Raw genomic sequence first — 4,021 nt, forward strand, 5'->3', positions numbered from 1 at the left:
GCGCGGGGCCCGGGGTGAACACCCCGACCAGGTCGGAGCCGTTGACGACGAGCTGGCCGAGCAGGGCCAGCACCGCGCCGCCGGCCACCACCAGGGCGGTGTCGTACAGGCCGGACCAGGGGCGGGAGAACTGTGTGCCGGGCCAGTCCTCCCACCAGAACGCGATCATGGCCATGATCGGCAGCGCGAACGTGGTGAGCGGCCCGAGGACCTCCAGCGAGTGGAGGGCGCCGCCCGCGGCGGCGGACAGCAGCGCGGTGACGGGCAGGACGAAGGCCAGCCCGGCCAGGCCGCGTACCGGCTGGTGGCGTCGGGCGTCGGCCAGCGCGGCCGGACTCAGCGCGTCCGGCCGGCTGACCGAGGGTCGGGTGACGGGGGAGCCGGCAGACGGCGTGGTCGCCGACTGCTCAGAGGACATGTTCCAGCCGGATCGGCAGCCGGCGCAGCCGCCGGCCGGTCGCGTGGTGCACGGCGTTGGCGATGGCCGCGGCCACGCCGACCATGCAGACCTCGCCCGCGCCCTTCACCCCGGCCGGGTTGAACCGCAGGTCGGGTTCGTCGATGAAGTCGACGTCGATCTGCTGGACGTCCAGGTTGACCGGCACCGCGTAGTCCTCCAGCGTCGTGTTGAGGAACCCGCCGAACCGGGAGTCCACCTCGCTCTCCTCGCGCAGCGCCTCCCCGATCCCCCACACCACGCCGCCGCGGACCTGGCTGGCCGCGGTGACCGGGCTGGCCACCCGGCCGCAGTCCACGACGGAGACCACGCGCGGTACGCGGATGCGCCGCGTGGTCCGTTCGATCCGGACCTCGACGAAGTGCGCGACCCAACTGAAGGTGACGAACTCGGGATAGACCGGTCCGCCGACGGCGATGACGCCCTTGTCGAGTTGCGCGAGGTCGTCCCGGCCCTGGCCGGGCGCGAGCGTGGTGGCCTCCGCCGTCACCTCCGGCTCGCCCGTGGCACGGACCGCTGCGCTGACGTCCACGTCGCCGGAGCCGGCGACGCCCAGGGCCTCGCGCAGTTCGCCGAGGGCGGCCTGCACGGCGGGCAGCGCGCTCGCGGTGCCCCAGGAACCGGCGGTGAGGTGCTGCGGCGCCACCGAGGTGTCGCTGGCCCGTACGGTCACCGTGTCCACCGGCACGCCGAGGTCCCGCGCGACGAGCAGCGCGACGGCCGAGCGGAGGCCCTGGCCGAACTCGTGCCCGCCGACGCCGACGGTGAGGGTGCCGTCGGCCACCGCGGACAGGTGCGCGACGACCGGCACGATGCCGCCGGGATAGCAGCCGGCCGCCACGCCCCAGCCGACGGCCGAACCGTCCTCGGCGGTCATCGAGCCCGGCGTGGGATCGCGCGCGTCCCAGCCGAACCGGGCCGCGCCGCGGCGCAGGCACTCGGCCAGGTGCCGGCCGGAGAACGGCAGGCCGGTGACCGGGTCGGCGGCGGCGTCGTTGGCCAGCCGCAGCTCCACCGGGTCGCGGCCGGTCGCGTAGGCGAGTTCATCCATGGCCGACTCGAAGGCGAACATGGACGGGCTCTCGTGCGGCGAGCGCATGAAGCCGGGGGTCTGCACGTCGGTACGGACCAGGCGTTGCTCGCCGCGGAACGCGGGTGTCGCGTAGAGCCGGGACGAGACCGTGGTGATCTCGCTCGGGAACAGGTCGTGCCGCGAGGTCTGCTGGTCCGTCTCGTGGATCGCGGCGAGGAGTTCGCCGTTCTCGTTCGCGCCCAGCCGCACCTGGTGCACCGTGTTCGGCCGGAACGCGCCCAGGTGGAAGACCTGCGGCCGCGGCAGCGCCATCTTCACCGGCCTGTCGAGCCGGCGCGCGGCGACGGCGATCGGGCCGAGGTGCAGGTGCATGGCGTTCTTCTGGCCGAAGCCGCCGCCGACGTACGGCGAGCGGACCTCGACGTCGGCCGGGTCGATGCCGAGTTGGGTGGCGAGCCCGAACCGTACGCCGTTCGCGTTCTGGGTGGTGTCGTCGACGATCAGCCGGTCGCCCTCCCACTGCACGACGCTCGCGTTGGGCTCCATCGGCATCGCGTGCTGGACCGGATGCTCGTACGTGGCCGCGACCTGCACCGGGCTGGCCGCGAACGCCGCGTCCGCGTCGCCGACCTTGACGTCGGCCAGGAACGGCAGCGGGATCGCCTGTTCCTGCAGTACGGTCTCGGCGCCCTCGGCGTCGATCTTCACCGTGAAGGGCTCCTCCCGGTACTCGGCCGTGACCAGCTGCGCCGCCTCGGTGGCGGCGACCAGGGTGTCGGCCACGACCAGCGCGATCGGCTGGCCGCGGTAGGCGATGTGGTCGTCCCGCAGCGGCTGGAGGCTCTGCACGGCGTGCCCGCCGGCCATGAGGAAGCCGACGTCGTGCAGCTCGTCCGGCCCGAACCGGGTGATCACCAGCCGGACGCCGGGCACGGCCTCCGCGGCGGCCGTGTCGACGCTCAGCACCCGTCCCTTGCCGATCCGCGCGGTGGCCCACGTTCCGTGCGCGACGTTCTCGGGTACGCGGTCCACGGCGTAGCGGGCGCGGCCGGTGACCTTCTCGTACGCGTCGACGCGGCGGGTGTCGAGCGGCCGGCCGGCGGTGGCGGGGGCGTCGGTGGCGGTCATCGGGTGGCTCGCTCTCCGGCGATGCGCAGCGCGTCGGCGACGGTGCGGATGCCCAGTTCGATGCGGAATCCGTTCTCGATTCCGGGGCGCGCCGCCGCGAAGGCGGCCTCCCCGGCCTGCCGGGCGGTCTGCGGCGTCAGCCGCCGCCCGACCAGGGTCTGCTCGGCCTCGGCGGCCCGCCACGGCCGGGTCGCCACGCCGCCGAGCCCGATGCGGCACTCGTCCACCGTGCCGTCCGCGTCGACGGTCAGGCCGACGGCCGCGGCGGCGAGGGCGAACGCGTAGGACTCGCGGTCGCGGATCTTGAGGTAGGCGGACCCGCGGCCGGCCGGGGTCGCGGGCACGCGGATGCGGACGATCAGCTCGTCCGGGGCGAGCACGTGTTCGCGGGTCGGGTCGTCGCCGGGTTCGACGTGCAGGTCGGCCAGCGGCACGCTGCGTTCCCCGCCGGGGCCGACGACGTCGACGACGGCGTCGAACGCGACGAGCATGACGGCGAAGTCGCCGGGGTAGGTGGCGATGCACGCGTCGCTGCCGCCGAGCAGCGCGTGGGCGCGGTCGTGGCCGCCGAGGGCGGCGCAGCCGCTGCCCGGGGCGCGTTTGTTGCACGGGAACTCCGTACCGTTGCGGAAGTACGGGCAGCGGGTGCGCTGCAGCAGGTTCCCGCCGACGGTCGCCATGTTCCGCAACTGCTGCGACGCCGCGCGCCACAGCGACTCCGACAGGCCCGGGTAGCGGTCGCGGATCACCGGGTGGTCGGCCACGTCGGCCATCCGGGCGCCGGCCCCGAAGACGAGTTCGCGCTCGCCGGCGTCGATGGTGTCGAGTTCGGCGATCCGGTGGACGTCGACGACGGTGGGCGGGGTCTCGATCTCCAGCTTCATCAGGTCGTACAGGGTGGTGCCGCCGGCCAGGATCCTGGTGCCGGACGGCGCGGTGCGCAGCGCGGCGACGGCGGCGTCCACGGTGTCCGGCGCGACGTAGGCGAAGGGGCGCACGGCGTCACGCCCCTTTCCGTACGGCGTCGGCGGTCGGCCGTACGGTGTCCGCGGTCTCCCGCGCCGCGTCCGCGGTCTGCCGTACGGCGGCCACGATGCCCACGTAGGCGGCGCAGCGGCAGATGTTGCCGCTCATGTACTCGCGGATCTCGTCGTCGCTCCCGCAGTGCCCCTCGGCGACGCACGCGATACCGGACATGATCTGGCCGGGCGTGCAGTACCCGCACTGCAACGCGTCATGGTCGATGAACGCCTGCTGCAACGGGTGCAGACCGCCGTCCGCATCGGCGACGCCCTCGATGGTGGTCACCGCCTGACAGTGAGGATGTAGGTGAGCGTTCCCCGGCGGGGTCTGACCCAACGCCTGACTGACTCAGGGTCTTCAACGGGATCTGTCGGCCCTGT

General features: G+C 73.9%; 2 protein-coding genes and 2 pseudogenes. All 4 read right to left on the reverse strand.

Annotated features, from left to right (window positions below):
• Positions 1 to 418 (reverse strand): annotated as a pseudogene (locus tag I003_RS0129005) (hypothetical protein); the annotation flags it as partial.
• A complete protein-coding gene (locus I003_RS0129010) occupies positions 408 to 2,618 on the reverse strand; it encodes a xanthine dehydrogenase family protein molybdopterin-binding subunit (RefSeq protein ID WP_027774659.1) in 2,211 nt (736 codons plus the stop codon). The pseudogene I003_RS0129005 and the gene I003_RS0129010, both read right to left, overlap by 11 nt.
• Positions 2,615 to 3,616 carry an FAD binding domain-containing protein gene (locus I003_RS0129015; RefSeq protein ID WP_027774660.1) on the reverse strand — a complete coding sequence of 334 codons (1,002 nt, stop codon included), beginning with the start codon at positions 3,614 to 3,616 and terminating at the stop codon, positions 2,615 to 2,617. The genes I003_RS0129010 and I003_RS0129015 overlap by 4 nt, the downstream gene beginning before the upstream one ends.
• A 4-nt stretch (positions 3,617 to 3,620) precedes the next feature.
• Positions 3,621 to 3,926, reverse strand: a pseudogene (locus I003_RS33755) ((2Fe-2S)-binding protein); the annotation flags it as partial.
• Positions 3,927 to 4,021: the final 95 nt, after the last annotated feature.

The sequence above is a fragment of the Streptomyces sp. CNQ329 genome, assembly GCF_000482585.1.